Raw genomic sequence first — 26,256 nt, forward strand, 5'->3', positions numbered from 1 at the left:
ATCTATGCTAACTATTTACTATGTAAGTGCAAAGATACTACTTTTGAAGCATATAGAGACGAAAGAAAAAACTTTTTTAATACTTACTGCGAAAAAGGGGACTCTGACTGCAAAAAAGACAAATCAAGCGATCGTGAGGAAGATAACGAAAGAAGGCAAAGGAAAAGGGCAAAAAGAAAATCAAAAAAATAAATCACGTCTCTCAAACGAGAGCCGTGATCCATTCTTGCTTTGCGGAAAGAGGGGGATTCGAACCCCCGAAACGCTTTAGACGTTTACACGCTTTCCAGGCGTGCCTCTTCAACCACTCGAGCATCTTTCCCTTTCGTGTTTGAATGCCATTTTGCAATAGCGACTGCAAAAGTATTACTTTTATCGCAAACCGCAAACGAAACGCAAGAGCTTTTAAGACTCTTTAAGATTTTAAACACGCTTGTCCGCTTCCAAACCGCCACCATGCTGTCATTTTGCCGTCAGCATACAGCCAATGGACGTACTCCAAAGAGCGTTTCAACGTTTTTGTTGGTCACCAAAGCCACTTCGTCTGCCGACACGCCATAGGCTTGTGCCAACGTCAGCCTGACATCAGCCACATAAGCACTCTCGTTTCTCTTGCCCCGATGCGGTACCGGAGCCATATAGGGGCTGTCGGTCTCCAGAACAATACGGTTCAACGGCACTGCTGCGGGCAGATCCTCACGCAGATGGGAACTCTTGAACGTGGACACGCCACCCACACCTAAGCAGAAGCGGTCAAAGCGCAGATAGGCTTCTGCCTCTTTCTGATTGCCTGTAAAACAATGGAAGACGCCACCGGGAAGCACTTTCTCGTAAGGCTTCATGATGTGGAGGAGTTCATTCTGCGCCTTACGGCAATGGATCATCAGCGGCAACTGATATTGAACCGACCACTCTACCTGACGCTCAAAAGCCTTGAGTTGCTGTTGTTCGAACTCACGGCTCCAGTAGAAGTCCAGTCCGCACTCGCCCACTGCAATGTAGCGAAGCGGAGCGTCAGCCGCCAGAGAGTTACGACTTGACTCCAATTCCTGCTGCATGACACCGAGCACGCGCTCCCAGTCATCGCGCACCTCCTCTGGCTGCAAGCCTATCATCGGATAGCAATAGCCGGAATATTGACGACAGACAGCCATTACAGAGGCAATAGACGACTCGTCGATGCCGGGGACGAGAATGGCTCCTACCCCGGCATCCTTTGCCCGCTGTATCGTCTGCGGCAGGTCATCCTTGAATTCCTCACCATCGAGATGGGCGTGGGTATCTATAAAAGGTATCATCAAAAGATATTTTAGAACTTACGGTTCATCAGTCGCTCGACATACTGACGCAACTCTTGCTTACGGCCCTCGTCTACCTTTACAGCATCGAGATAGCCTTTGCTCTGCTCAAAACAACTGGCAATCTTCTCCTGAGCGAGTTTGTCTACTCCGATCTCATTATAGAGCCTTGTCACAGCCTTCACCTTTTCATCCCTGTCAAAGTCTGTTGACGAGATCCAACGGTCCAACTCTGCTCGTTGCGTAGCATTGGCATGATTGTAAGCATTAATGAGCATGAAAGTCTTCTTGTTGCAGGTAATGTCACCGCCGATGGCTTTTCCAAACACTTTCTCATTGCCGTAGACATCAAGATAGTCGTCCTGTAACTGGAAAGCCAAACCAATAAGTTCACCAAACTGATAGAGTCGCTCAGCATCGTCATGCGGAGCTCCAGCCAGCAGTGCTCCCATCTTTAAGGCACAGGCCAGCAAGACACTTGTCTTCAGACGTATCATCTCGAGATACTCCTCCTCGCTGACATCTGTACGGGTCTCAAAGTCGATATCGTATTGCTGTCCTTCCCCAATCTCCAAAGCAGTGGTGGTGAAGAGTTCAAGCACCTGCGGCAGTTTGTCTGCAGGGCACTCTGCCATCCGCTGATAAGCGAGCACAAGCATTGAGTCACCCGAAAGGATAGCCTGATTGGCATTCCACCGTTTATGCACAGTCTCATGTCCGCGGCGTAAGTCAGCATTGTCCATCAGATCATCGTGAAGAAGTGTATAGTTGTGATAAGTCTCCAAAGCCACAGCCTGCATGAGAATGTTTTCGGGATCATCCTTGTACAGATTATAAGCCAACAGCATCAGCACGGGGCGCATACGTTTGCCGCCCATTGACAACACATACTTCACAGGCTCATAAAGGCTGGATGGCTGACGGTCGTAGGGCAACCGGGCCAGAAAATCATTGACCTCTCCCAACAGTTCAGAGGCTGACTTCATTGATATTTCCTCATTCATCATCTATAAATTGATCATTCGTAATTGCGTAAACAACGGTTTTGTTTCTGCTACATTGTACGTTCTTGTCAAATAACAAAGTTCACGGGTATAGCAAACATCGTCCGACAAGGCTTTCCATTCATAATGCCGGGCTTCCATTTCGGCATCATCTTGATGACCCGCAAAGCCTCAGCGTCAAGCATAGGATGCGCTGACTTCTGCACTTTCGGTGAAGCGATCGAACCATCCGCATTGATGATGAAGCTCACCACCACCTTGCCTTCTATCTTCTGCTGCCGTGCTAAAGGTGGATAATGCAGGTTGCGTGTGAGCCACTTCATAAACTCCACGATGCCACCGGGGAACTCCGGCAACTGCTCAAGTGTCTTTTCCTCCAGCGAATCCTTGTTGGTGGTGATCTGCGGCAAAGCCTCCGTGACATTGGCATCCTTGGCCACACCCTGTCCGTCACCGATAAGCAGCTTGCTGGTAACGGGTGCTATCTGATCCGTACTGTTGCTCGTATGCTCCACCGTCTTCACGTTGTCAGTGATAGACTTCGAAGCCGGTGCCGGCGCAGCAGATATCATATCTTTCATATCCATGGCCGGTTTCATGTCCATCTCCTCGGTCATATCGTCAGAGAGATCACTGTCGTCGGCAGCATTCTGCGGCCGTGTCGTATATTCTAAAGCAGTAAACAAAAGGGCAAGCGCAAAGATCAGCCCCATGAGGAAGTACTCTCCCCGGTGCTGCTCCAAATTGGCTTTGTCGCTCTTCTTCGTTTCCATGATTTATAATAAATCTACCTGTCTTTCCGTTATCATCAAAGATTCACACTGCAAATTTACTGCAAATCTCGAAAAAAAGCGTATCTTTGCCAAAGAATTAGAGTAAATAAATGAAAAAAGCCGCTTTCTCCATTCTTCTCGCTCTTTGCGTCTCCTCTTCGTGGGCACAGTCTGAAAGCGAGACCGCGTATAATTTTCTGCGTCTGCCTGTCGGGGCTCACGCTGCAGCTATCGGAGGCGACAATGTGAGTTTGGTGGAAGACGACGAGAATCTGGCATCCAACAATCCTGCTCTACTCTCTTCATCCACACCGAAAACCATCGCGCTCAACTACATGAGTTACATGCAAGGGGTCAAAGCCGCCAGTGCCGCGTTTAACTGGGCAAGCGGGGAAAGAGCTACTTGGGCCGTCGGTGCGCAATATCTCGACTATGGCAAGATGAAGCAAACCGATGAGAACAACATACAGACCGGTGATTTCTCGGCACGCGACATAGCGGTGAACGGTACCCTGGCCTATATGCTGACCGACAAAATAGCCGGCGGTATCACTACAAGACTGATTACTTCCTATATCGGCGACTATAATTCCATCGGTTTCGGCGTGGACTTGGGACTGAACTACTACGACGATGCCCATCAGTTGTCAGTGTCTCTTACTGCCAAAAATCTTGGCGGGCAACTCAAAGCCTACGACGAGAACTATGAGAAGATGCCTTTTGACCTGCAGGCGGGCGTCACCAAAGGACTCTCAAGCATCCCTCTCCGGCTCTCATTGACGCTGGTGGATCTCAACCATCCTCATTATAAGTTCCTCAACCATGTCGTCGTTGGCGGCGACATTCTGCTTGGCGACAACCTTTGGCTCGGCATGGGATATAACTTCCGGCGCGCTGATGAGATGAAGATCACCGACGGCGACAAGGACAGCAGCCATGGCGCAGGGCTCTCGCTCGGCGGCGGTATCGACCTCAACAGACTGAAGATTGGAGTCAGCTATGGCAAATACCATGTCTCCAGTTCCAGTCTGATCTGCAGTGCTGCCTTTTCACTGTAATCGAGTCCCCTACTCCTTATTATATATATAGCAAACAGAAATAATCACAATCGCACTATCATTCATATCATGAAAAAGATTACTATCGCAATAGATGGATTTTCCTCTTGTGGAAAAAGTACAATGGCTAAAGCACTGGCAAAGAAACTCGGATATGTCTACATTGACACGGGTGCCATGTACCGTGCTGTTACACTCTTCGCCCTGCGCCATCAGCTGTTCAACGCCGACGGCACTGTGAAAGAAAAAGAGCTCAAGACACTCATGCCAGACATACATATCCGTTTCCAACTGGATCCGTCGACAGGCAATCCCCGTACCTTCCTTAACGGTGAATGCGTAGAAAAAGAGATCCGGGGCATGGAGGTCAGCCAGCATGTAAGCCCCATCGCCGCCATTCCCTTCGTTCGTGAAGCACTGGTAGCACAGCAACAGACTATGGGCAAAGAGAAAGGCATCGTCATGGACGGCCGCGACATCGGTACGACAGTCTTTCCCGATGCCGAACTGAAGATCTTCGTCACAGCCTCAGCACAAGTACGTGCACAGCGCCGCTACGATGAGTTGAAAGCCAAAGGGATGCCCGCTGACTTTGACGACATTCTGAAGAATGTGCAGGAGAGAGACTATATCGACACGCACCGCGAAGTATCTCCACTGAAAAAAGCCGATGACGCCGTAGAACTGGATAACAGCAAACTGACAATCGCCGAGCAGGATCAATGGCTCTACAAGCAATATCTTAGTCACCTGCCAGTCTAAAATAAGGTCTGTCAACATCTTGCTTAGTTCTTGAAGTAACCCTGTCTAACGAGGTATAGAAATTGTACATCTCATATCTGCTGATATTGTAAGGGGATGATGAAGCAACAGACTCTTTACTGAAGAAATATCACTTTTTACTGAAGTTTATTTGCAGAAACGAAACTTTTTCTTATCTTTGCAACCGAAATCAGAAATAGTCGAACAGACACCTTAGTAAAAAGGTATAGTTCGTCCGTCTGATGAAAATATAAAATTAGATTAGGGACAAAAGCAAGTCAATAGATTATAAATTTTGAGTTAATTACTGTTTTTTTAAGAACCCACCCGTGAGGGCAGGTTCTTTTTTGTTTCTATACTCTATCCCTTCTTGTTGCATTGGAAAAAATAGTCTTCAAAAAGGCAATCCACACAGTTATTCGGTCCTTTTACTGTTTTGTCTACATGGGCAATTACTCATTAGCCCCCCCTTCCCCACTATACTCTATTGTAAAAGCTACTAATTAAAGTTAGCAGATGAGGGCTAATCAAAAAAATATATTTATCTTTGCATTTACAACTAGCGTAAATTCTTCAATATGAAAAAGATAGTATGTGTTTTAGCCGCCTTGGCTTTGTCGGCGAGCATGTATGCCGACAGTTTCACAAGTCTGTGGAAGCAGGTCACCACTGCCCGGCAGAAGGACTTGCCAAAAACCGAACTGCAATGTTTGGATCAGATCGTCAGAAAAGCCCGACAAGAGAAAGCTTACGGACAACTGCTGAAAGCCAAATGGATGGAAGTGGAAACACAAAGCCGTGTCGCACCCGATTCACTCGAGGTGATGCGGCAGCGGTTGGAGACGGACTACAGCCTTCTGACCGACCCAACGCTCCGCGCCGTCTATGCCGCCGCACTCGGCAAAGCCTACCAGGGAAGCTCTGACAAGGACAGTCAGGCAAAAGAAAAACTATGGTTTGGCCGGGCTATGGCCAATCCCGACCTGTTGGCCAAACACAAATGCGAGGATTATGAACCCGCCATCGTGGAAGGCATTGACAGCAAAATCTTCTACGGTGACCTGCTCCACGTCATCGGACTTGAGGCAAAAGACTATAAAACGCTCCATGACTACTATGCCAAGCAGGGCAACCGACCGGCTGCATGTCTGACAGCACTGTGGATGCAGCAGGCAAAAGGCCAGCAGACCGACTGTGCCCTGCGTAAGTCGAAGTGCGTACAATGTCTCGACTCACTGATGAACGCCTATCAGGATCTGCGAGAGTGCGGTGAGATCGCCATCGCCCGATACAATGCAATGAGTCAGGCCAGCGATGTCACTGCTGAGCATCGCGTCAACTTCATCAACTACGCCCTCAGCCGCTGGGGCGACTGGCAGCGCATGAACGTTTTGCGCAACGCCCTTGAAGAACTGCAGGCTCCCTCGTTCAGCATCAACGCGGGCGACGGCGTGCTGCTCCCCAACCAGGAGCGGCTCGTACGCATCAACTCCATCAGAAACATCAACACGCTCACGCTGAAGGTCTATCGGTTGAACCTGAATGGTGACACCAAACTGAACCCCAACAACAAACGCGACTACGAGCGCATTGCCAAATTGATTTTCCCCGGTGAGATCCAGTCCGTCACGCGCCAATACTATGGTCAGCCTGCATGGAAAGAGAGCACCGACTCCATTCGTCTCAAGGCCCTGCCTGTGGGTGTATACCTGATTGAGACCACCACCAGCAACGCCAGCATTGATCCTCAGCGCACCCTGCTGCGCGTAAGCGACCTTAGCGTACTCCATCAACCTCAGCCCGGCAAGGCCATCCGCTTTGTCACTGTCAACGCCACCACCGGCAAACCTATAGCCGGAGCGCACCTGCGCTTCTTCAACTACGACGGCAACACACAGAAGACACTGCAAACGCTCACCACTGACCGCAACGGCGAAGCCGTCCTACACTATGGTGACAAGCGCCCCAACTACTTCGTGGCCTACACCAACGACGACAAGGCTCTGCCCATCCAAAACGTCTACGACAACTTCTACTACTGGAACAACAAGCGTGAGCATCACAACATCAGCCTCTTCACCGACCGCTCACTCTATCGTCCCGGTCAGACGCTGCACGCCACCGCCATTGCCTACAATGTCAACGACAGCACAATGAAATCTGCTGTTGAGGGCGGAAAGGCCATTACCCTGACGCTGCGCGACGCCAACGGCAAGGAGGTGAGCCGTCAAAACGTCACCACGGACGACTTCGGTACAGCATCGGCTGACTTTGCCCTGCCGCAGCACGGCCTCACTGGTGCGTTCTCGTTAACAGCCAGCAGCGAAAACTCGTCCATAGGCTACGCTTCCGTACATGTGGAACAGTACAAGCGTCCTACCTTCCAAATCGACTTCGACAAATACACCCAGACCTACCAAGCTGGTGACACGCTCCGCGTGCATGGTGTGGCGAAGACCTATTCAGGCGTACCCGTACAGGGTGGCAAGGTGGTCTACACGGTTCGCCGCAGTCCCATGCTGTGGTGGTATCGCACCGTAAGCGGTGAGACGACACTGCTGACCGACTCCACCGTCACTGCCGACGACGGCTCTTTTACCGTGAAACTGCCAATGACCTACCCCGACAACATCGACCTCAACCAGCGGTTCGGCTATCGTATCACTGCCGAAACGAAAGTCACCAGCCTCTCCGGCGAGACACAGGAGGCCACAACGACGATGCCGCTGACCAACCGCACTGCCATTCTCTCCTCCACACTGCCCAAACAAAGTCTGCGCGACAGCTTGAAGACTTTCCTGTTCTCCTGCAAAAACATGAGCGGTGAGAGCATCAAGGCCAGCGTCAGCTACCGCTTCAACAATGGAGCATGGGCAACCGCTCAGACAGACACACCTATTTATATATATAGGAAACTCGCTCCCGGTGAACATCATCTTGAGGCTATCTGCCAAGGCGACACGCTGCGGAGCGACATTGTGGTGTTTACCTATTCCGACCGTCATCCGGCCACAACCACACACGACTGGTACTATCTCTCCTCCCACCAATTCACCGAAGGCAACCCCATCTACCTTCAGGTAGGTTCTTCCGACAAAGATGTCCACGTCTTCTACACGGTCTTTGCCTCCGACAAGATCATCAAGCAGGGACAAGGCACACTCAGCAATGAAGTGAAAACCGAAAAAATTCAGTATAAACCCGAGTACGGCGACGCACTCACACTGGCTCTGGCTTGGGTCAAGGACGGCAAATGCTACACCCACTACGATGTTCTCTCCCGTCCCGAGCCCGACAAGCAACTCCATCTGACATGGAAGACTTTCCGTGACAAGCTCGTGCCCGGACAGAAAGAGACGTGGACGCTGCAGGTGACCAACGCCAAGGCTAAGCCCGCAAAGGCACAACTGCTGGCCGCCATGTACGACAAGAGCCTCGATGCCATCTATCCCCACAACTGGAACTTCTCCCTCGACTTTGCATCCAGCATGTTGTCGGCTCAGTGGAACACCAGCCGTTGGTCGGCCATCGGACTCTATGGCTATCAGAACTATCGTGCCTATAATGTGCGCGACCTCAGCTTCAGTCACTTCGACCCCGCTATGGAGGGCATCTTCAATCCTTACTTGACAGTTAGTACCATGCTGATGTCCACCAACCAGCTCCACGTTCGCGGAGCCAAGATGGCCTTACTACAAAAATCACGTGCCACCAGCCTGGCAGACAACAACGTTGCTTTAGCTGCTGCGCCGGAGGCTGCCATTGGCGAAGTTGACCACGATGAAGCACAACAGAAAGAAAGCGCTCCTACATCTAAAGCCAGCACACCAGCAGCTCTGCGTGACAACCTCAACGAGACCGCCTTCTTCTTCCCCAACCTCATGACCGATGCCAATGGCAACGTGAGTTTGACGTTCACCCTGCCCGAGAGCGTCACCACATGGCAGTTCATGGCCTTGGCTCACGACAAGGAAATGAACTACGGTCTGCGCAACGATGAGATTGTAGCCCAGAAAACAGTGATGGTACAGCCCAACTTGCCGCGTTTCATCCGCGCCAACGACCAAGCACAAGCTACAGCACTCATCGCCAACACCAGCAACCGCAACGTCAGTGGACGTGCCCATCTGCAACTGCTTGACGCTGAAACCGAGCGTCTGCTCGCTGAGTGGGAGAAGCCGTTTACGGTAGAAGCCGGAAAGACGGTACCCGTAACCTTTGACTTTGCCGGCAACCAACTGCCCACCGACGCCCGTCATGAAGGCCTGGTCATCGCCCGCGTCTTGGCTGATGGCAAGGGCTTCAGCGATGGTGAACAGCACTACATGGCCGTCATGCCAAGCCAGGAATACGTCAGCAACACCCGTCCATTCACGCTCAGCGGATCCGGCAACACTTCCTTCGACCTCAGCCAGCTCTTCCCCAAGAAGGCCAAAGACTGCAAGCTGACCATCGAATACACCAATAATCCCGCCTGGCTGATGGTTCAGGCTCTGCCTACCGTGGCCAATCCCAACAGCCGCGACGCACTCTCTCTGGCCGCGGCCCTCTACGCCAACACCATCGCACGCAGCATTGTCAACGCCGATCCAGCCATCGGCAAGACACTGAAGCTCTGGCAACAGGAAACCGGCAAGGAGACTTCTCTCACCAGCAGCCTGCAAACCAACGAGGAGCTCAAGAGTCTTGCACTCTCCGAGACGCCTTGGGTAGCTGACGCTGAAAGCGAGACCGCACAGAAACAACAGCTCGTCAACTATCTCGACAGCACACAGATCGATTACCGTCTCAGCAACTTCACCGACCAGCTCCGCAAGCTGCAGCTCTCCGACGGCTCGTTTGCCTGGTGGCCGGGCATGCCGGGCAGCGCTTACATGACCATGAGCATTGCCGAAACGCTTACCCGTCTCAACACCATGACCGGTGCCTCAAAGGAAGTGAACGACATGGTCAAGCGATCCTTCCCCTTCCTTGACAAGTACATCGCCGAAGAAGTTGCCGAACTGAAAAAAGCCGAGAAGAAAGGAGCAAAGCATCTCGCACCGAGTGAGACGGCTTGTCACTATCTCTATACCTGTGCCCTGGCCAACCGTCAGCGCACAGCCGACATGAGCTATCTCGTAGGTCTGTTGCAGAAAATGCCGACAGCACTGACCATCTACGGCAAGGCTGGTGCAGCAGTCATCCTCAGTCAGTATGGTCAGAGCCAGCGGGCTAAGGAGTATCTCCAAAGTCTGAAGGAATACACTGTCTATAAAGAGGAGATGGGGCGTTACTTCGACACGCCGCAGGCTCTCTACAGTTGGTGCGACTACCGCATCCCCTCGCAGGTAGCAGCCATCGAAGCCCTGAAACGCCTGCAGCCCTCTGATACCAAGACCATAGAAGAGATGCAGCGCTGGCTCTTGCAGGAGAAACGCACCACGGGGTGGTCGACACCTCTCAACACCGTCGATGCCGTCTATGCCTTCCTTACCAACGACAAGGGCAAAGCACAATTGTCGCTCCTTGCTCCGCAGACGCAAAAAACAACTTTCTCTGTCGACGGTCAGGCGATGACGATGCCTAAGGCTACAGCCGGACTCGGATATGTCAAGACCACCATTGACCAAGCTGCCAACAGCAAGACGCTGACCATCGACAAGCCTGCTGCCGGCACTTCCTGGGGCGCACTCTATGCCCAGTACTGGCAGACTGCCACTGAGACGGAAGCCTCGGGCAGCGGCATGACCGTCAAGCGTGAGATCCTCCACGACGGCAAGACGCTGAAGGTAGGCGACAAGGTGCGCGTGCGCATCACGATTGTTGCTGACCGCGACTACGATTTTGTGGCTGTCCAGGACAAGCGTGCGGCCTGCCTGCAGCCGGTCCGTCAGCTCAGCGGCTACTATGGTGGCTACTACTTGGCTCCGCAGGACAATGTGACGAATTACTATTTCAACACACTCTCCAAGGGCAAGCACGTCATCGAGACCGAGTACTATGTCGACCGCGCCGGCTCTTACACGACGGGCACTTGCACGGTGCAGTGTGCCTACAGTCCGGCCTTCAGCGCCCGTGACAAAGCCCAGAAGATCATCTGTGGGCAATAGACAAGACACCATAGAGGCTTTAGAAGCCATAGAGGCGATAAAACTATAGAAGCTATAGGAAGCTATAGACTCTATAGACTCTATAGAAGCTATAGACTCTATAAAAAACTATATAAAGAAGAAACCAAGCATGAACGCTAAGAAATTGTTTATCCAGCATATCACTCCCCTCTCCTTTGGAGAGGGGTCGGGGGAGAGGCTCTCTCCCTCCTATAGAGAGGGGCTGGGGGTGAGGCTCTTGGGTAAAGCTCTCCTCCTCCCCATGCTCTTCCTCCCCCTTTCTCTCTCCGCCCAGCATCTTTCTACAGAAAGCGCCGACATCGACTGCGGCCAGGTGCTCTTCGGCCATCCCGTGACCGCCGTCTACGAGATGCGCAACAGTGGCAACCTGCCGCTGACCATCCGCGCTGTGCGCACCAGTTGCGGCTGCACCACCGTTGACTGGCCTGCAACAGCCATCGCCGCAGGCAAAAACTTCCAGATCACCGTCCGCTACGATGCCCAGACCATGGGACATTTCGACAAGCAGATAGGCATAGAAAGCAATGCCGCCGACACGACAATGGTGCTTTCTCTGCACGGCGTCGTCGTTCCATCACTGGCCACCTTTGTAGGAACATACGATTACCAAATCGGTGACTTGAGACTCGACCGCAACAATGTGGAATTCGACGACGTGAACCGAGGGGACAAACCCATCCAACAGATACACATCATCAATAAAGGAAAGCAAACCCTGCAACCCGTGGTCATGCACCTGCCCAGCTATCTCAAGGCTGAGGTGAAGCCGACCCAACTGGCTCCCGGACACAGCGGCGTGGTGACGCTGATGCTCGACTCAAGGGCCATCCGAGGCTTTGGACTCACGCAATCATCCGTCTACCTCGGCATGCTCCCCGGCGACAAAGTAGCGCCGGACAAGGAAATTTCCATCTCGGCCGTCATCCTCCCCGACTTCGACCACCTCACCGATGCCCAGCGCGCCAATGCGCCAAAGATGGTTCTCAGTGACGAGAAGATTGATCTTGGACGCTTTGACGGCAAGGACAAGAAGAAAGGAGTACTCGAAATCACCAATACCGGAAAAAGTACCCTCAAGGTGCGCTCCCTCCAGATGTTCACCACAGGCCTCGAGGTGGCGCTGAACAAAACGCAGATCGAGCCCGGTGAGACCGCAAAACTCAAGGTCACCGCCTATGCCAAACAGCTGCGCACAGCACGCTCCAAGCCTCGCATACTGATGATCACCAACGATCCCAACCAGACGAAAGTCATCCTCAACGTCAACGTAGAATAACCAGCAACACAGATGAACCTCAAAATAGAAATAGATGCCGGCAGCGGCTTTTGCTTCGGCGTGACCACTGCCATCCGCAAAGCGGAAGAAGAACTGGCAGCGGGCAAGACGCTCTACTGCCTCGGCGACATTGTTCACAATGGCATGGAGGTGGAACGACTCCACAATCAGGGCCTCGTCACCATTGATCACGAACAACTCAAACAACTCCATCACGCCAAGGTGCTGCTCCGTGCCCACGGTGAGCCACCCTCCACCTACGAGATCGCCCGGCAAAACGACATTGAGATCATCGATGCCACATGTCCCGTGGTCCTCGCCCTCCAGCGTCGCATCAAGAAGCAATACGACAACGATCCGTCGGCCCAAATCGTGATCTTCGGCAAAAACGGACACGCTGAGGTCCTCGGACTCGTAGGCCAGACGGCCCAGCACGCCATTGTCATCGAGAAATTCGACGACGTGAAGCATCTCGACTTCAACCGCAATATCTATCTCTACTCGCAGACGACGAAAAGTCTCGACGAGTTCCACCGCATCATCGACTACATCCAAAGCCACATCGCCCCCACGGCGACCTTCCGCAGCTTTGACACCATCTGCCGTCAGGTGGCCAACCGCATGCCCAACATCGCCGAGTTTGCCAAGCACCACGATGTCATCCTCTTCGTCAGCGGCCGCAAGAGCAGCAACGGCAAGGTGCTCTTCAACGAGTGCCTCACCGTCAACGCCAACAGCCACCAGGTCGAGAGTCCCGAGGAAATCGACTTTAAATGGTTTGACAACGCTGAAACCGTAGGCATCTGTGGAGCCACTAGTACGCCAAAATGGCTGATGGAGCAATGCAGAGATGCCATTTTGTCATACTAATCTCATAGGGCACATCATTTGAGAATGTCGTGTTAGAAAATAAAAATAACAAATAAGAAAGGAGTAACAACATGACATTTGACAAATTTACAATCAAGGCGCAGGAAGCCGTGCAGGAAGCAGTCAACACAGCTCAGCAAGCCGGACAGCAAGCCATCGAGCCGGTGCACTTGCTGCAAGGCATCCTGGTGAAAAGCCGCGATGTCACCAACTTCATCTTTCAGAAGTTAGGTGTCAACGCCATGCAGATTGAAAAGCTCGTACAAGAGGAGTTGAAACATCTCCCACGCGTGGAAGGTGGGCAACCCTATTTCTCCAACGACACCAACAAAGTGCTGGAGCGTGCCATCGCAGACTCGCAGAAGATGGGCGACGAGTTCGTCAGCGTGGAGCCTATCCTCTTGGCTTTACTGGAGGTAAACACCACAGTGAGCCGCATTCTCAAGGATGCGGGCTGCACAGAACAGGAGATGAAGAAGGCCATCGACGAATTGCGCCAGGGTCAGAAAGTGCAAAGTGCCAGTGGTGACGAGAACTATCAGGCTCTCTCGAAATACGCCCGTAACCTCATCGACGCTGCCCGACAGGGCAAACTCGACCCGGTCATCGGACGTGACGAGGAGATTCGCCGTGTACTGCAGATTCTTTCTCGCCGTACCAAGAACAATCCTATTCTGATCGGTGAACCTGGTACCGGTAAGACGGCTATCGTCGAGGGACTTGCCGAACGTATTGTGCGCGGCGATGTTCCCGAAAATCTGAAGAACAAACAGCTCTACTCGCTCGACATGGGTGCCCTCGTCGCCGGCGCCAAGTACAAAGGTGAGTTTGAGGAACGACTCAAGAGCGTCATCAAAGAGGTGACCAACGCTCAAGGCAACATCATTCTCTTCATCGACGAGATCCACACTTTGGTGGGTGCCGGCGGTGGCGAGGGTGCCATGGATGCCGCCAACATCCTCAAGCCGGCACTGGCCCGTGGTGAGCTGCGTGCCATTGGTGCCACGACACTCAACGAGTATCAGAAGTACTTCGAGAAGGACAAGGCACTGGAGCGCCGCTTCCAGACCGTCATGGTCAACGAGCCTGACGAGGTCGACGCCATCTCTATCCTGCGTGGATTGAAGGAGCGCTATGAGAACCACCACAAGGTTCGTATCACCGACGATGCCTGCATCGCAGCCGTGAAACTCTCGGAGCGCTATATCTCTGACCGTTTCCTCCCCGATAAGGCCATCGACCTGATGGATGAGGCTGCCGCCAAGCTGCGTATGGAACGCGACTCAGTGCCGGAGGAGCTCGACGAGATCACCCGCCACTTGAAGCAACTCGAAATTGAGCGCGAGGCCATCAAGCGCGAAAACGATACCGACAAGATCCAGCAACTCGACAAGGAGATTGCCGAGCTGAAGGAGAAAGAGCATCAGTTCAGGGCTAAATGGGAAGCCGAAAAAGGGCTCGTCAACAAGATCCAGCAAGACAAGCAGGAGATCGAGAACCTGAAGTTCGAGGCCGACAAAGCCGAGCGCGAGGGCGACTACGGCAAAGTGGCTGAGATCCGCTACGGCAAGCTGAAGGAGTTGCAGGACGACATCAAGAAGATCCAAGAGCAACTCAAGTCGACCCAGGGCGGTGAGGCCATGGTGCGCGAGGAGGTTACTGCCGACGACATCGCCGAGGTGGTGAGCCGCTGGACAGGCATACCCGTGACACGAATGATGCAGAGCGAGCGTGAGAAACTGCTCCATCTCGAGGAGGAACTTCACAAGCGTGTCGTCGGTCAGGACGAAGCCATCCAGGCTGTTGCCGACGCTGTGCGCCGCAGCCGTGCCGGACTGCAAGATCCGAAACGCCCGATCGCATCGTTCATCTTCCTCGGTACGACCGGTACGGGTAAGACTGAACTCGCCAAGGCTTTGGCTGAGTATCTCTTCAACGACGAGAATATGATGACGCGAATCGATATGAGTGAATATCAGGAAAAGTTCAGCGTCACCCGTCTCATCGGTGCACCTCCGGGGTACGTCGGCTACGATGAGGGTGGTCAACTGACTGAGGCTGTGCGTCGGAAACCCTACAGCGTGGTGCTCTTCGATGAGATCGAAAAGGCTCATCCCGATGTTTTCAACATCCTGTTGCAGGTACTCGACGATGGCCGTCTGACTGATAACAAAGGCCGCACGGTCAACTTCAAGAACACGATCATCATCATGACGTCGAACCTCGGCAGCCAGTACATCCAGCAACGTTTCGAGAATCTCAATGACAGCAACCGTAAGGAGGTCATTGACGACACGAAGAAAAACGTGATGGAGATGCTCAAGAAGACCATCCGCCCCGAGTTCCTGAACCGTATCGACGACATCATCATGTTCCTGCCACTAACGCAGACTCAGATAGCACAGGTGGTGACGTTGCAGATGAACCGCGTTAAGAAGATGCTCGAACCACAAGGCTTCGAGTTGAAGTGGACACCCGCAGCCATCGACTACCTTGCTAAGGTCGGTTACGATCCGGAGTTTGGTGCCCGTCCTGTGAAGCGTGCCATCCAGGACTACGTGCTCAACGACCTCTCGAAGAAGATTCTCGCAGAGGAAGTAAAGCGCGACAAGCCCATCATCGTCGATGCCAACGGCGCTGGCATGCAGTTTAGAAACTAAGGCAGAAGGCTGAGGCAACACCCAGCTTTCCAATCCTATACCTTTAAGCCGGCTCTTTCCCGCGAAGGAAAGAGCCGGCTTTTTTTGTTTTTCTACGCAATCCGAACTGTCGTCAGCCAATTATCTGTCTGAAAATTTGCATATCTCAAACGTTATGATTACTTTTGCGAAACGAGTGGAAAAACGCTTTGAAAAGATGAGCTCGCCGAGATGACGAAAAATTCTCTAGAGAATTTTGGCTCAAAAAGGTGAGATGACCTGATAAAAGTACCGTTTTGACGAAAAATTTTCTAGAGAATTTTTTAGACGCTAATAGCACGCTGATAATCAACAAGTTGCACATCGCCTATCAGAAAAGCTTTCACTCGCTGAGACACGGAGGCGCTCGCCAACATGACGAAGCCCGGAAGAAAGAAATAAACGTAAAACAAATTTACCGAATATTGAATCTATGGAATACAAGATTGTCAAAGAGACACATCCTACGCTCAAGAACTACGGCAAATACAAGGCTGTAGCTATGCACTACAAGACTGTCACGCCCGAGGAGATCGCTGACGAGATCGAGCGAAACTGCTCGGCAAAGAAGTCCGACGTGGACTTGGTGATGGCTGAGTTCACCGACACGTTGGTGCGACACCTCAAAGACGGCGACCGCGTGCGTATCCCGGGACTGGGACTGGCTAAGCTGGAGATCGACAGCGAAAAGGTCGCCAGTCCGCAGGCATTCCGCTCCACGCAGCACATCCATGGCGTGAAGCTCCATCTGCTGCCCGAGAGCAAACAGGGCATGCAGGAACTCTATAAGGACATCAAATACACAAGAGCAAAGACAAAATAAAAACTAACAATCAACAATACACATGGACGAAAAAGAAAAAGAGGCAGTGCAACTGCCCGACAATGCATTTCGAGAATTGAAAGAGGGCGAGGAATACACGCCCATCATGCGCCCCGACCGCGCCTATCCCGAGGTCAACGCGTGGTCTGTGACGTGGGGTCTGATCATGGCCGTGGTGTTCTCGGCTGCCGCCGCCTACTTAGGGCTGAAAGTGGGACAGGTCTTCGAGGCCGCCATCCCGATCGCCATCATCGCCGTGGGCGTGTCGACGGCGACGCACCGCAGCAAGGCACTCGGTGAGAACGTGATCATCCAGAGCATAGGTGCCTGCTCGGGCGCTGTGGTGGCCGGTGCTATCTTCACCCTGCCCGCCATCTATATCCTCCAGGCCAAATACCCGGAGATGACGGTATCGTTCCTTCACATGTTCCTGGCCTCAGCGTTGGGCGGCGTGCTGGGCATCCTTTTCCTCATCCCCTTCCGCAAATATTTTGTCAGCGATATGCACGGCAAGTATCCCTTCCCAGAGGCTACGGCTACGACACAAGTGCTGGTCAGTGGTGCCAAGGGCGGCAGTCAGGCCAAGCCACTGCTCATCGCCGGCATCGTGGGCGGCCTCTACGACTTCATCGTGGCCAGCTTTGGCTGGTGGAACGAGAACTTCACGAGCCGCTTCATCGGCTGGGGACAGGTCCTCGCCGACAAGGCGAAGCTCGTCTTCAAAGTGAACACGGGGGCTGCCGTGCTCGGTTTGGGATATATCGTCGGACTGAAATATGCACTCTACATCTGCCTGGGCTCTCTCGCCGTGTGGTGGCTGATCGTGCCGGGCATGTCGCTCGCCTTCCACGACCAAGTGCTGAACATGTGGGATCCGACCATCACGGCTACAGTAGGCAACATGAGTCCTGAGGAGATCTTCAAGGCTTACGCCCGCAGCATCGGCATCGGCGGCATCGCCATGGCCGGCATCATCGGCATCGTCAAGAGCTGGGGCATCATCAAAGGCGCCATTGGCCTCGCTGCCAAAGAGATGAAGGGCAAAGGCGACGCCACGGTAGCCGTGAAGCGCACACAGCGCGACATCTCGTTCAAGATCATTGCCATTGGCAGCATCGCCGTGATCGCTATCACGTTTCTCTTCTTCTGGTTGGGCGTGATGCACGGCAATCTGCTCTTTGCCGTCGTGGGCATCCTGCTCGTCGCCATCATCGCTTTCCTCTTCACCACAGTGGCTGCCAACGCCATCGCCATTGTGGGCAGTAACCCGGTGAGCGGCATGACACTGATGACGCTGATCCTTGCCAGCGTGGTGATGGTGGCCGTGGGACTGCGTGGTCCCGGTGGCATGCTCGCCGCACTCGTCATGGGTGGTGTGGTCTGCACGGCGCTGAGCATGGCCGGCAGCTTCATCACTGACCTGAAGATCGGTTACTGGTTGGGCACAACGCCCAGCAAGCAGGAGACTTGGAAATTTCTCGGCACCCTTGTCAGTGCCGCTACCGTGGTGGGCGTGATGATCGTGCTCAACAAGACCTACGGTTTTGCCAGTGGCAAGCTCGCCGCACCGCAGGCCAACGCCATGGCTGCCGTCATCGACCCGCTGATGAATGGTGTCGGTGCACCTTGGATACTCTACGGCATCGGAGCGGTCATCGCCATCGTCCTCGACCGTCTTCATATTCCAGCTCTCGCCGTGGCTCTGGGCATGTTCATCCCATTGGAGCTCAACGTTCCGCTCGTCGTGGGAGGAGCCATCAACTGGTTTGTCACCACTCGCTCGAAAGATGCAACCGTGAACAAGGCACGTGGCGAGAAAGGCACGCTCATCGCCAGCGGTTTCATCGCCGGCGGCGCGCTCATGGGCGTAGTAAGCGCACTGATGAAGTTCGGCGGCATCGAGTGCTCCATTGCCGACACTTGGTGGACCAACCCGCTCTCTGAGGTCTGCTCTCTGGTGGCTTACATCTGTCTGATCACCTACTTCATCAAGGCTACGAAGTAAGAAGACTTTATAACGGGAGAATACACACAGAACGCGAAAGAACAATTAAATGGCTAAGCTATGACAAGGAAACAAATGATCAAACTGTTCGGTGAGAAGAACATTCGCACCGTATGGGACGACAAGGAAGAGAAGTGGTACTTCTCTATCGTGGACGTGGTCAATGTATTGACCGACAGTAAAGATCCCACTGCCTATTGGCGGAAGTTGAAACAACGCCTAAAAGAGGAAGGAAATGAAACCGTGACAAATTGTCACGGTTTGAAATTGAAAGCAGCCGACGGCAAGATGCGCATGACCGATGTGGCCGATCAAGAGCAGCTGTTCCGCCTCATCCAGTCTATCCCTTCTCCTAAGGCTGAGCCTTTCAAACAGTGGATGGCGCAGGTGGCAAGTACGCGCGTCGACCAGATGCAGGATCCGGAACTTGACATCCAGCAGGCCATTGCTGACTACAAGCGTCTTGGTTACTCCGACAACTGGATCAACCAACGCATCAAGTCGATAGAGGTACGCAAAGAGCTCACCGACGAATGGAAGCGAACAGGAGTAAAGGAAGGACTAGAATACGCATCCCTCACAGATATCATCACCAAGGAGTGGAGTGGCATGACCACGAAACAGTACAAGCAGCACAAAGGCTTGAAGAAAGAAAACCTCCGCGACAACATGACGAATCTTGAGATGGCCTTCAATATTCTTGCAGAGGCTTCAGCTACCGAGCTCTCCAAGCAACGCGATCCCCAAGGCTACAGCCAACAGAAAGGCGTGGCAAAGGATGGTGGAAGTGTGGCTAAAGTGGCGAGGGAGAAACTGGAATCGCAACTCGGCCACACGATCATCTCCAGTGCAAAGGCGAGCGACTACCTGCCGCCCATTGAGAACGCTGAAGCAAAAGAGTTGCCGGATGACGGTTCACCGCAATAGTGCTTATTCTCCATACTTACGCCATTAACTGATCATCGTAGTCACACAAGTTTGTGTCACACAACATTGTGTGACACAAACTTGTGTGACTCGTTTTTTATTCGTATCTTTGCCCTCATCAATGCCAACCTCATCGACTCTTCGCCACAGACTGGCATCACCATCACCGACCCCGTCTTTGAGCAGTGGATCAGAAGAAAGATGATGTAAGCATCTTGACGATCACTCCATCATCTCCTTCACACTGTCGAGGAAGCGGGAGAGACGTTGTTGCTTGATGCCATAAGCCGTCAGTTTTGCCTTGCTGTAAGCGATGAACAGACGGCGCTTGGCACGCGACATGGCAACATAGAGCTTGCGGGCATCCTCGTCATTGAGCTGTTGGTTGTCACCATTGTAATAGTTGGGGATGCGGCCATCAACGACATCAAAGACAATAACATTATCAAACTCCAGACCCTTGGCCTTGTGGATGGTAGAGACAAAGACACGATCCTCTATCGTCGTAGAACCGCAGAGATCGGCTTCCTTGAAGGTGTTGAGTTCCATGACATGGCGGTCCAACTGCTCCTTGAGCGAGTGTTCCTTCTCCACATCAATGATGTCATAGGCAAGGAAACGAAGGATGACGGGCAGTTTTTTCACTTGTTTCATCCATCCTTTCTTCACTGTATAATCACTGAAAAGCTGAAGCTCAGCCACCAAAGCAGGATCTTCTGTGGGCTGCCGTTGCTGGTAGAGTCGTTGCAGAGCTTCTGTATAGAACGACGCATAGTGGTCGCGCAAGAGCTTAATCTGTGCGGCAACGCCCTTACGCGACAAGAATTCCTGCTGTTGGGGCACCACCTCCTGAGCTTTCTCATAACAGTAATTGACCAACGACACGGTAGCAAAGACATCGTCGTCGGCAAGGTGGGAGTTCTGTCCCTCAAGATGAAGCTCCTGCAAGAGCAGTTTCAACTTGAATGCTTTCAGATCGGGACGCAACAATCGGATGAGCCGCAGAGAGTCGAAGCAGACGGGCTGCCGCTCCACCCAGCTGACTTCTGGCAGATAGCGCGCCACATTGAACTGCATGATGTGGTAGTCGTAATCGGCATTATGCCCCAACAGCGCACTGCCGTGGGCAAAGTTGAGAAACATCCTTAAAGCCTCAGCATGACTATGAAGCTGCTGATGCTTGCGCTCTTCGATGATCGGATTGACGATGTCGCCAAGCATCAACGGTATCTCGCGGTCGGTCTCGACATAGACAGAGAAGGTGTCCACTACTCTACCCTGCCGGATACGCTCCGCCGCAATCTGCACCACATCATCCTCAAAGACATTCAGTCCCGTGGTCTCCGTGTCGAAGACTACGATATCCTCTTGCTGATAAGTCTCAACAAAACGTTGCAACATCGTCTTGTCGCCGGTGAGCAACTCTGCCGGCGAGACAGCCCGCTCCTTGAGCTGGTGCATCAGCCTTCGGGCTGAGGCATGAGTGGCACAGACCTGCAAGCCCTTGAACAGCCGTGCCCAAGCCAGAAACTGCTGGTCATTGTCCAGTACAGTGAGATGAGCCAACAACAGTTTCACCTCATCGGAAGCAAAAAGATCACTGCCCGAGACCTTGAAATGACGAATGTCCTGTGCGGTCAATGCACGGCTCATGGCATCGGCGTCGCGGTTGGCATTGACGATCACAGCCACCGTCTCCTCGGGATGGGCATGCCGCAACTGTTCGACAAGATGAGCTGTGTCGTTGAACTCACTGTCCACATCATCGCTGGCCACAATGGCGAGACGCCCATTTGCCTTGTCGTCGCAGTCAGCTGTCTGCGGCAAGAGCTCCGGATCGGTATGTAGTTCGTTCACGGCATAGCGATTGAGAAAGTCGAGAAGGTATTTCGGAGAACGATGGTTCTGTCCGAGATAATGTATGTTGCCCTTGCAACGGTCCTTGAGCAGTCCCAGCGTGGAGAGTTTGGCACCCATAAACGAGAAGATAGCCTGCTGCTCGTCGCCAAGATAGATGACGCAGCCCTCTTCAGACAGTGACTGGGTATCGTGCTGGGAAGACTGCTCTACAAGGGAAGCCGTAGAGAGTTCATTGATAATGGCGAGCTGCAAAGGGTTGAGGTCCTGCACCTCGTCGACTTGTATCCACGGATAGCGCTTATAGTCTGCATTGTCGTGGAGTGCAAAATAAGTAAGGAGAAGGAGATCCTCGAAGTCGAGAAGCAGGTTCTGCCGCTTATAAGCCTGATAAGCATGGGCATAGCGCAGGAACTGCAACATCCGCTGGGCAGAAGGGCGCAACACAACGTCGAAATCGGGCTGGAGCACAGCATCGCGATAGAAGTCGTTGTGATGATAGATGTCGAGCAGTGCTTCGCGGGTGAACTCTCTGCGCTGCATCTTGCAGATGGCGCGCAGTGCCGCAATATCCTCAGAAGACAGACTGTCGGGATGCTGTCGAAGGGCTTTGGGCAATCCGTGCTCAATCTCATACATCAGATGGGAGATGAAAACGACACGGTTGTAGTCGCTGCGACGCTGGTAATTGCCCAAGACCTTATCCTCATCCTCATTGAGATAAGTAGCAAGGATGCTCACTGCCGTGTCGTCGTCGATAACCGAAGTCTCACCGGGCACCACGGCATTCTCAAAGAGGAAACGGGCACAGAAGCGATGCACATTACCCACAAACACCTGCGTCGTGTCGGGATCACCGAGATTGGAGCTGATACGCTCGCGCATACCACGGGCAGCCCTGTTGGTAAACGTCAGACAAAGCATATCGCTGTAGGCCACTCCCTCGGCATGAGCCTTACGGACGCGCTCGGCAAGAATCTGTGTCTTGCCACATCCCGGTGGTGCCAATACGAGGTGACGGCCATGGCTAAGGCCGATAATTTCCTGTTGGTCTCGATCAGGTGTCCATGTCTTCTCCTTGCTTTCCATCGTAAGTGCTTTTAGTTATTACATGCAAACTTACGAAAAAAAACTGATACTGCCAAGCTACATCTTCACATTTCCCGTACGCTTAAGCACACCCCACGACTGCAACTCGCCTTTGATGGCTTTGAGATAACTCTTGAAGAGTACGTAGTACATGATCCAGCGGTAGAAGAAACGCTGCGGGATGATCCACAGCAGTACCCACAACCGCTCGTGCTCGAAGAGATAAGCCATGATGCTCACACTCGCATCGACGGCGAGGAAGAGCAGGTAATAGCCGAAGATCTGCAGCGCATTGCCTGAAAACAGACCGATGAACATCAGCACATCCGCCAACGGTGAGAACGTGGGGATGATATACTGGAAGATGAGCATGTTGGGCATCGCCCACAGTCCGAAACCTTTCTTCCTCGGATTGAAGAGCGAGGCGCGATGCTTCCAGAACGTCTGCATGACCCCAAAGCACCAGCGCACCCGTTGTTTGACAAACTGTCGCACGTTCTCCGGCGCCTCCGTCATTGCCACGGCATAGTTCTCGTTCTCAATGATATAGCCTGCCTCGTTGATACGCATCGTCAGGTCACAGTCCTCAGCCAGCGTGTCGGTGGTCAGGCCGCCAGCCCGCTCGATGGCCTCCTTGCGGAAAGCACCAATGGCACCGGGCACCACCGTGATGGCATTGATATAAGAGTAAGCCATCCGGTCAAAGTTCTGACTGGTGGTGTATTCGATCGCCTGCCAGCGCGTGAGCATGTTACGCTGGTTGCCGACCTTGACATTTCCTGCCACAGCCCCGATGCGGTGGTCCTTGTCGGTCAGGAAATGCTGCATGAGCTTACGCACCGCATCGGGACGCAGCTGGGTATCGGCATCGATGCACACGACAAACTCGGAGTCGGTATGGGCGATACCATAGTTCAGTGCCGAAGCCTTGCCGCCATTGGGCTTGCCGAGGATGAGCACCTTGTCATTGCCATCGAAGGCGTGGTGGATGCGCTCCAAGGTATGGTCCTTACTGCCGTCGTCGACAAAGATGATGTCGAACGACGGATAATCCTCCCGCAGCAGCGTCTCCACGGTACGCACACAGTTGACCTCCTCGTTATAGGCAGGGACTATGATCGACACGTGCGGCGCGTTGTCTTTGGTCAGCGCGGGATAGTGGCGGTGGCGCTCTACACGCTTCTCCCGAATCATGAGATAGTACATGAAGCCCAGGCGCAGGAAGCCGAGGACGAGGAATACCATGAAGAGGGCGGTGAGGAAGTCACTGGCATGATAGATCATCTCCGCCAGTGTCAGGTTGGCCTGCATGGCATAATACGTCTTTCCCTTAGGGATCTGGGGCATGAGCTGGGCGCGCGACATACCGAGATATTGTTCCAGGGAGATGAAGTGATACCCCTCTTTCTGCAGCGTCTCAATGATACGGGGCAGAGCGGTAATTGTTGGCTTACGGGTGAGTCCACCGGCATCGTGCATCAGGATGATATGTCCGTCGCCCCGGTGCACGCCGTTGATGACACGCCGGTAGATCTCGTCGGCGGTGATGCCCGGCTGCCAGTCGTCGGGGTCTATCTCCTCACCCACGAAGAGATAGTTGCGACGGCTAGCGAGGATCATCGGCTCTATCTCCTCGTGCTGCGTGGGATCGGCATCGGCATTGTAAGGCGCACGGAAGAGGATGGTGCTCTGTCCGGTGACACTCTCGAGGAGCATACGGGTGAGCTTGAGCTCGGCATAGGTGCGGTCGTCGGAGTTCTCGATCATATTGTGGTGGGTGAAGGTGTGGTTGCCGATGGTGAAGCCATCCTCATAGACTTTCTTCACCAGTGGCAGGTTCTTCTCCATCTGCAAGCCGACCATGAAGAAAGCGGCTGGCGCATGATAGCGCTTGAGGGTGCGCAGGACCGTGGGCGTCCAGCGGGCATCAGGGCCGTCATCAAAGGTCAGCAACAGATCTTTGGCACCACAATGGCCGAGTTTCGAAATCGTGTAGGTAGAGGGCAGGCGCTGGTAGCGCTCCTCCGTGATGATCTGATCATCGGGGTCTATCTGTACGGTGACCTTTCCGGGCTTAGGCTCTGACTCCACGTCGAGGACCTCGCCCGTACCGACGAAGTTGACATCGTCGTAACCGCTAAGCCTCAGCACCCGGTTCATGTTCCAGCGCTTCACCTGCTCCCATGCCAGGTCTTTGCCATAGAAGTTCCACAGGCGGTGGTCTTCGGTGCCGAGGCGCCAAAGGCCAAAGCCTGCCAGATGATAGGTGACGCCGAAGCGCATAATATTATATAAGGTGGCGGCATCGGTGAAATGAACCTGATGGAGCTGCCCATCATCGTCGTCGTAGGAGAAAGAGAGGTTGTAGGAGTCGTCGTCAAACAGTATCTGCGCACCGGCATCAAGGGCAGAGGCGATCGTCTGGTCGTAAGACACCGTCTGCCCTTTGTCGCCCTGTGCCCAGTCGTAGCCGTAGGCGGCGAGACCGAGCACGAGCTTGTCGTTGGGAATATTCTTCGCCGCCCAGTCGGTGGCGCGTTCCACCCAGTGTTGCGAGGCGATGGCGCCGGGCTGGCTCTCACTGTTGTGCTCGTCGTAAGCCATGAGGAAGAGGTAATCGTTGTAACGGGCGAGGGGCTCCACGTCGTAGTCCTCGTTGAATGGTGCGATGTCCTGCGTGACGTACATATCGTTGTCGTGGAAGAGCATCGAGAGTTCCTTTACGAAATTGGTCAGTAGGGCATTGTCGTTGATGGCGAGTTCCTCCAAGTCGATGTTAATGCCTTGGAACCGGTTGCGGTGGCAGATGGTGACAAGGTTATTGAGGAACTGTTTGCGAAGGTGTTTGTCACTCATGATACGGCCGATGCCCTCGGGACGGAAGGCATCGCCATAGTTATTGGTGAGCATCGGCACGATGGGCATCCCTGATCTGCGCATGGCAGCCAATGCCTTCTTGTCGATCCGCACCTCCAGACGGCTGGTCTTGGGATTGATGAAGAACCACTCCGGGATGACCATGTTGAGGTGCTTCATGTTCTGCTTGAGGGAGCGTAGGGAGTGAGCGTCCCAGTTGACGTACCAGGCAGCGCGCACGCCGAGGCGCGGGTCACGCCACTCGTTGATGAACTTCTGCGTGAGGCCCTCGCCGTGCCCTACGAAACGATGTGCCTTGTCATAGTGTTCCTGGTAGGCGTTGTGCATACGCTGTTCCAGGAAGTTGTCACGCAGCGAGCGGTAGGCTTTTGTCAACTTGGTGTCGCGCATGAGCGGCTTCGAGGCAGTCATCACCCCACGATAGTCGTGACGGAAAGGCATGTTTGGACTGCCCTCCAAGGCAAACATGGTGATGAAAACGATGAACAGCAGCACGATGATGGTGACGAAGAATCGCATCGTCCACTTAAACCGACTCCAACGACGGCGTGAGTCAGTTTGAAACACTTGTCTTTCCATGACGTTAATCCCTTAAATACAATCTTTCTCTATAATTCTTAGAAGTCTCTAATACGGCTTCTATATAACTAAACAGTTATTCACTGACTTTGTAGTAGAAGGTGTGGCGTCCCCGCCGCACCTCCTTGCACGGCAAGATGCCGTGCCTTCTACATGTCGGCTGCAAAGATACTCCATTCACAGATGACAACGGAAAGACATGGTGCAAAAAAGATTAATATCAGATTAAAAAGGTGTAATAAGATAGTCGCACACAGCCTCTGATAA

At 53.2% G+C, this 26,256-nt stretch carries 16 protein-coding genes and 1 tRNA gene; 11 read left to right on the forward strand and 6 right to left on the reverse strand.

Annotated elements, in window-relative coordinates:
• Positions 1-43: 43 nt before the first annotated feature.
• The gene (locus FYJ73_RS00210) at positions 44-271 is read left to right on the forward strand and encodes a hypothetical protein (protein ID WP_154532407.1); all 228 of its coding nucleotides are present in this window, start codon (positions 44-46) and stop codon (positions 269-271) included.
• On the opposite strand, the gene FYJ73_RS00215 is transcribed toward FYJ73_RS00210, so the two are convergent.
• From FYJ73_RS00215 to FYJ73_RS00230, 4 genes are all read right to left on the reverse strand, one after another.
• Positions 235-322 (reverse strand) — tRNA-Ser (locus tag FYJ73_RS00215). The genes FYJ73_RS00210 and FYJ73_RS00215 overlap by 37 nt on opposite strands.
• 151 nt (positions 323-473) lie before the next feature.
• Positions 474-1,298, reverse strand: a complete 825-nt coding sequence (locus FYJ73_RS00220; protein ID WP_154532409.1) for a TatD family hydrolase — start codon at positions 1,296-1,298, stop codon at positions 474-476.
• 11 nt (positions 1,299-1,309) lie between these two features.
• A complete protein-coding gene (locus tag FYJ73_RS00225; RefSeq protein ID WP_154532709.1) occupies positions 1,310-2,284 on the reverse strand; it encodes a polyprenyl synthetase family protein in 975 nt (324 codons plus the stop codon).
• An 86-nt stretch (positions 2,285-2,370) separates the two neighbouring features.
• Positions 2,371-3,075: an energy transducer TonB gene (locus FYJ73_RS00230; protein ID WP_154532411.1), complete on the reverse strand. Its 705-nt coding sequence runs from the start codon at positions 3,073-3,075 to the stop codon at positions 2,371-2,373.
• 110 nt (positions 3,076-3,185) lie between these two features.
• On the opposite strand from FYJ73_RS00230, the gene porQ reads away from it, so the two are divergent.
• The 10 genes from porQ to FYJ73_RS16100 all read left to right on the forward strand — a co-directional run bounded on the left by porQ (position 3,186) and on the right by FYJ73_RS16100 (position 19,797).
• Entirely contained in the window at positions 3,186-4,133 is a 948-nt protein-coding gene (porQ, locus tag FYJ73_RS00235; RefSeq protein WP_154532413.1) for a type IX secretion system protein PorQ, read from the forward strand.
• Positions 4,134-4,202: 69 nt separating this feature from the next.
• A complete protein-coding gene (gene cmk / locus FYJ73_RS00240; protein WP_154532415.1) occupies positions 4,203-4,895 on the forward strand; it encodes a (d)CMP kinase in 693 nt (230 codons plus the stop codon).
• 578 nt (positions 4,896-5,473) lie between these two features.
• Positions 5,474-10,987, forward strand: coding sequence for an alpha-2-macroglobulin family protein (locus FYJ73_RS00245; RefSeq protein WP_154532417.1), 5,514 nt, complete (start codon positions 5,474-5,476; stop codon positions 10,985-10,987).
• A 262-nt stretch (positions 10,988-11,249) separates the two neighbouring features.
• Positions 11,250-12,284: a DUF1573 domain-containing protein gene (locus FYJ73_RS00250; RefSeq protein WP_154532711.1), complete on the forward strand. Its 1,035-nt coding sequence runs from the start codon at positions 11,250-11,252 to the stop codon at positions 12,282-12,284.
• Between the two features lie 12 nt (positions 12,285-12,296).
• The gene (locus tag FYJ73_RS00255) at positions 12,297-13,154 is read left to right on the forward strand and encodes a 4-hydroxy-3-methylbut-2-enyl diphosphate reductase (RefSeq protein WP_154532419.1); all 858 of its coding nucleotides are present in this window, start codon (positions 12,297-12,299) and stop codon (positions 13,152-13,154) included.
• Positions 13,155-13,225: 71 nt separating this feature from the next.
• Positions 13,226-15,814: an ATP-dependent chaperone ClpB gene (clpB, locus tag FYJ73_RS00260; protein WP_154532421.1), complete on the forward strand. Its 2,589-nt coding sequence runs from the start codon at positions 13,226-13,228 to the stop codon at positions 15,812-15,814.
• Between the two features lie 451 nt (positions 15,815-16,265).
• Entirely contained in the window at positions 16,266-16,655 is a 390-nt protein-coding gene (locus tag FYJ73_RS00265; protein WP_154532423.1) for an HU family DNA-binding protein, read from the forward strand.
• 22 nt (positions 16,656-16,677) lie between these two features.
• The gene (locus FYJ73_RS00270) at positions 16,678-18,660 is read left to right on the forward strand and encodes an OPT family oligopeptide transporter (RefSeq protein ID WP_154532425.1); all 1,983 of its coding nucleotides are present in this window, start codon (positions 16,678-16,680) and stop codon (positions 18,658-18,660) included.
• A 60-nt stretch (positions 18,661-18,720) separates the two neighbouring features.
• On the forward strand, positions 18,721-19,587 hold the full coding sequence (locus tag FYJ73_RS00275; protein ID WP_154532427.1) for a BRO-N domain-containing protein: 867 nt from the start codon (positions 18,721-18,723) through the stop codon (positions 19,585-19,587).
• 81 nt (positions 19,588-19,668) lie between these two features.
• Entirely contained in the window at positions 19,669-19,797 is a 129-nt protein-coding gene (locus FYJ73_RS16100; protein WP_262885108.1) for a hypothetical protein, read from the forward strand.
• 12 nt (positions 19,798-19,809) lie between these two features.
• Here the strand turns inward: FYJ73_RS16100 and FYJ73_RS00280 are convergent, their stop codons facing one another.
• Together FYJ73_RS00280 and FYJ73_RS00285 are read right to left on the reverse strand one after the other, a co-directional pair.
• Positions 19,810-22,533 carry a 3'-5' exonuclease gene (locus FYJ73_RS00280; protein ID WP_154532429.1) on the reverse strand — a complete coding sequence of 908 codons (2,724 nt, stop codon included), beginning with the start codon at positions 22,531-22,533 and terminating at the stop codon, positions 19,810-19,812.
• 57 nt (positions 22,534-22,590) lie between these two features.
• A complete protein-coding gene (locus FYJ73_RS00285) occupies positions 22,591-25,989 on the reverse strand; it encodes a trifunctional glycoside hydrolase family 18/polysaccharide deacetylase/glycosyltransferase family 2 protein (protein ID WP_154532431.1) in 3,399 nt (1,132 codons plus the stop codon).
• Positions 25,990-26,256: the final 267 nt, after the last annotated feature.

Origin of the sequence: Hallella mizrahii (assembly GCF_009695775.1) — a bacterium.
GTDB classification, from domain to species: Bacteria; Bacteroidota; Bacteroidia; order Bacteroidales; family Bacteroidaceae; genus Prevotella; species Prevotella mizrahii.

What these genes read in the sequence shown, in the direction of transcription:
- FYJ73_RS00265 (WP_154532423.1), top strand. Translation starts at nt 16,266, where the DNA reads ATGGAATACAAGATTGTCAAAGAGACACATCCTACGCTCAAGAACTAC.
- FYJ73_RS00245 (WP_154532417.1), top strand. Translation starts at nt 5,474, where the DNA reads ATGAAAAAGATAGTATGTGTTTTAGCCGCCTTGGCTTTGTCGGCGAGC.
- clpB (WP_154532421.1), top strand. Translation starts at nt 13,226, where the DNA reads ATGACATTTGACAAATTTACAATCAAGGCGCAGGAAGCCGTGCAGGAA.
- FYJ73_RS00280 (WP_154532429.1), bottom strand. Translation starts at nt 22,533, where the DNA reads ATGGAAAGCAAGGAGAAGACATGGACACCTGATCGAGACCAACAGGAA.
- porQ (WP_154532413.1), top strand. Translation starts at nt 3,186, where the DNA reads ATGAAAAAAGCCGCTTTCTCCATTCTTCTCGCTCTTTGCGTCTCCTCT.
- FYJ73_RS00225 (WP_154532709.1), bottom strand. Translation starts at nt 2,284, where the DNA reads ATGAAGTCAGCCTCTGAACTGTTGGGAGAGGTCAATGATTTTCTGGCC.
- FYJ73_RS00230 (WP_154532411.1), bottom strand. Translation starts at nt 3,075, where the DNA reads ATGGAAACGAAGAAGAGCGACAAAGCCAATTTGGAGCAGCACCGGGGA.
- cmk (WP_154532415.1), top strand. Translation starts at nt 4,203, where the DNA reads ATGAAAAAGATTACTATCGCAATAGATGGATTTTCCTCTTGTGGAAAA.
- FYJ73_RS00270 (WP_154532425.1), top strand. Translation starts at nt 16,678, where the DNA reads ATGGACGAAAAAGAAAAAGAGGCAGTGCAACTGCCCGACAATGCATTT.
- FYJ73_RS00255 (WP_154532419.1), top strand. Translation starts at nt 12,297, where the DNA reads ATGAACCTCAAAATAGAAATAGATGCCGGCAGCGGCTTTTGCTTCGGC.
- FYJ73_RS00220 (WP_154532409.1), bottom strand. Translation starts at nt 1,298, where the DNA reads ATGATACCTTTTATAGATACCCACGCCCATCTCGATGGTGAGGAATTC.
- FYJ73_RS00250 (WP_154532711.1), top strand. Translation starts at nt 11,250, where the DNA reads ATGCTCTTCCTCCCCCTTTCTCTCTCCGCCCAGCATCTTTCTACAGAA.
- FYJ73_RS00275 (WP_154532427.1), top strand. Translation starts at nt 18,721, where the DNA reads ATGACAAGGAAACAAATGATCAAACTGTTCGGTGAGAAGAACATTCGC.
- FYJ73_RS00285 (WP_154532431.1), bottom strand. Translation starts at nt 25,989, where the DNA reads ATGGAAAGACAAGTGTTTCAAACTGACTCACGCCGTCGTTGGAGTCGG.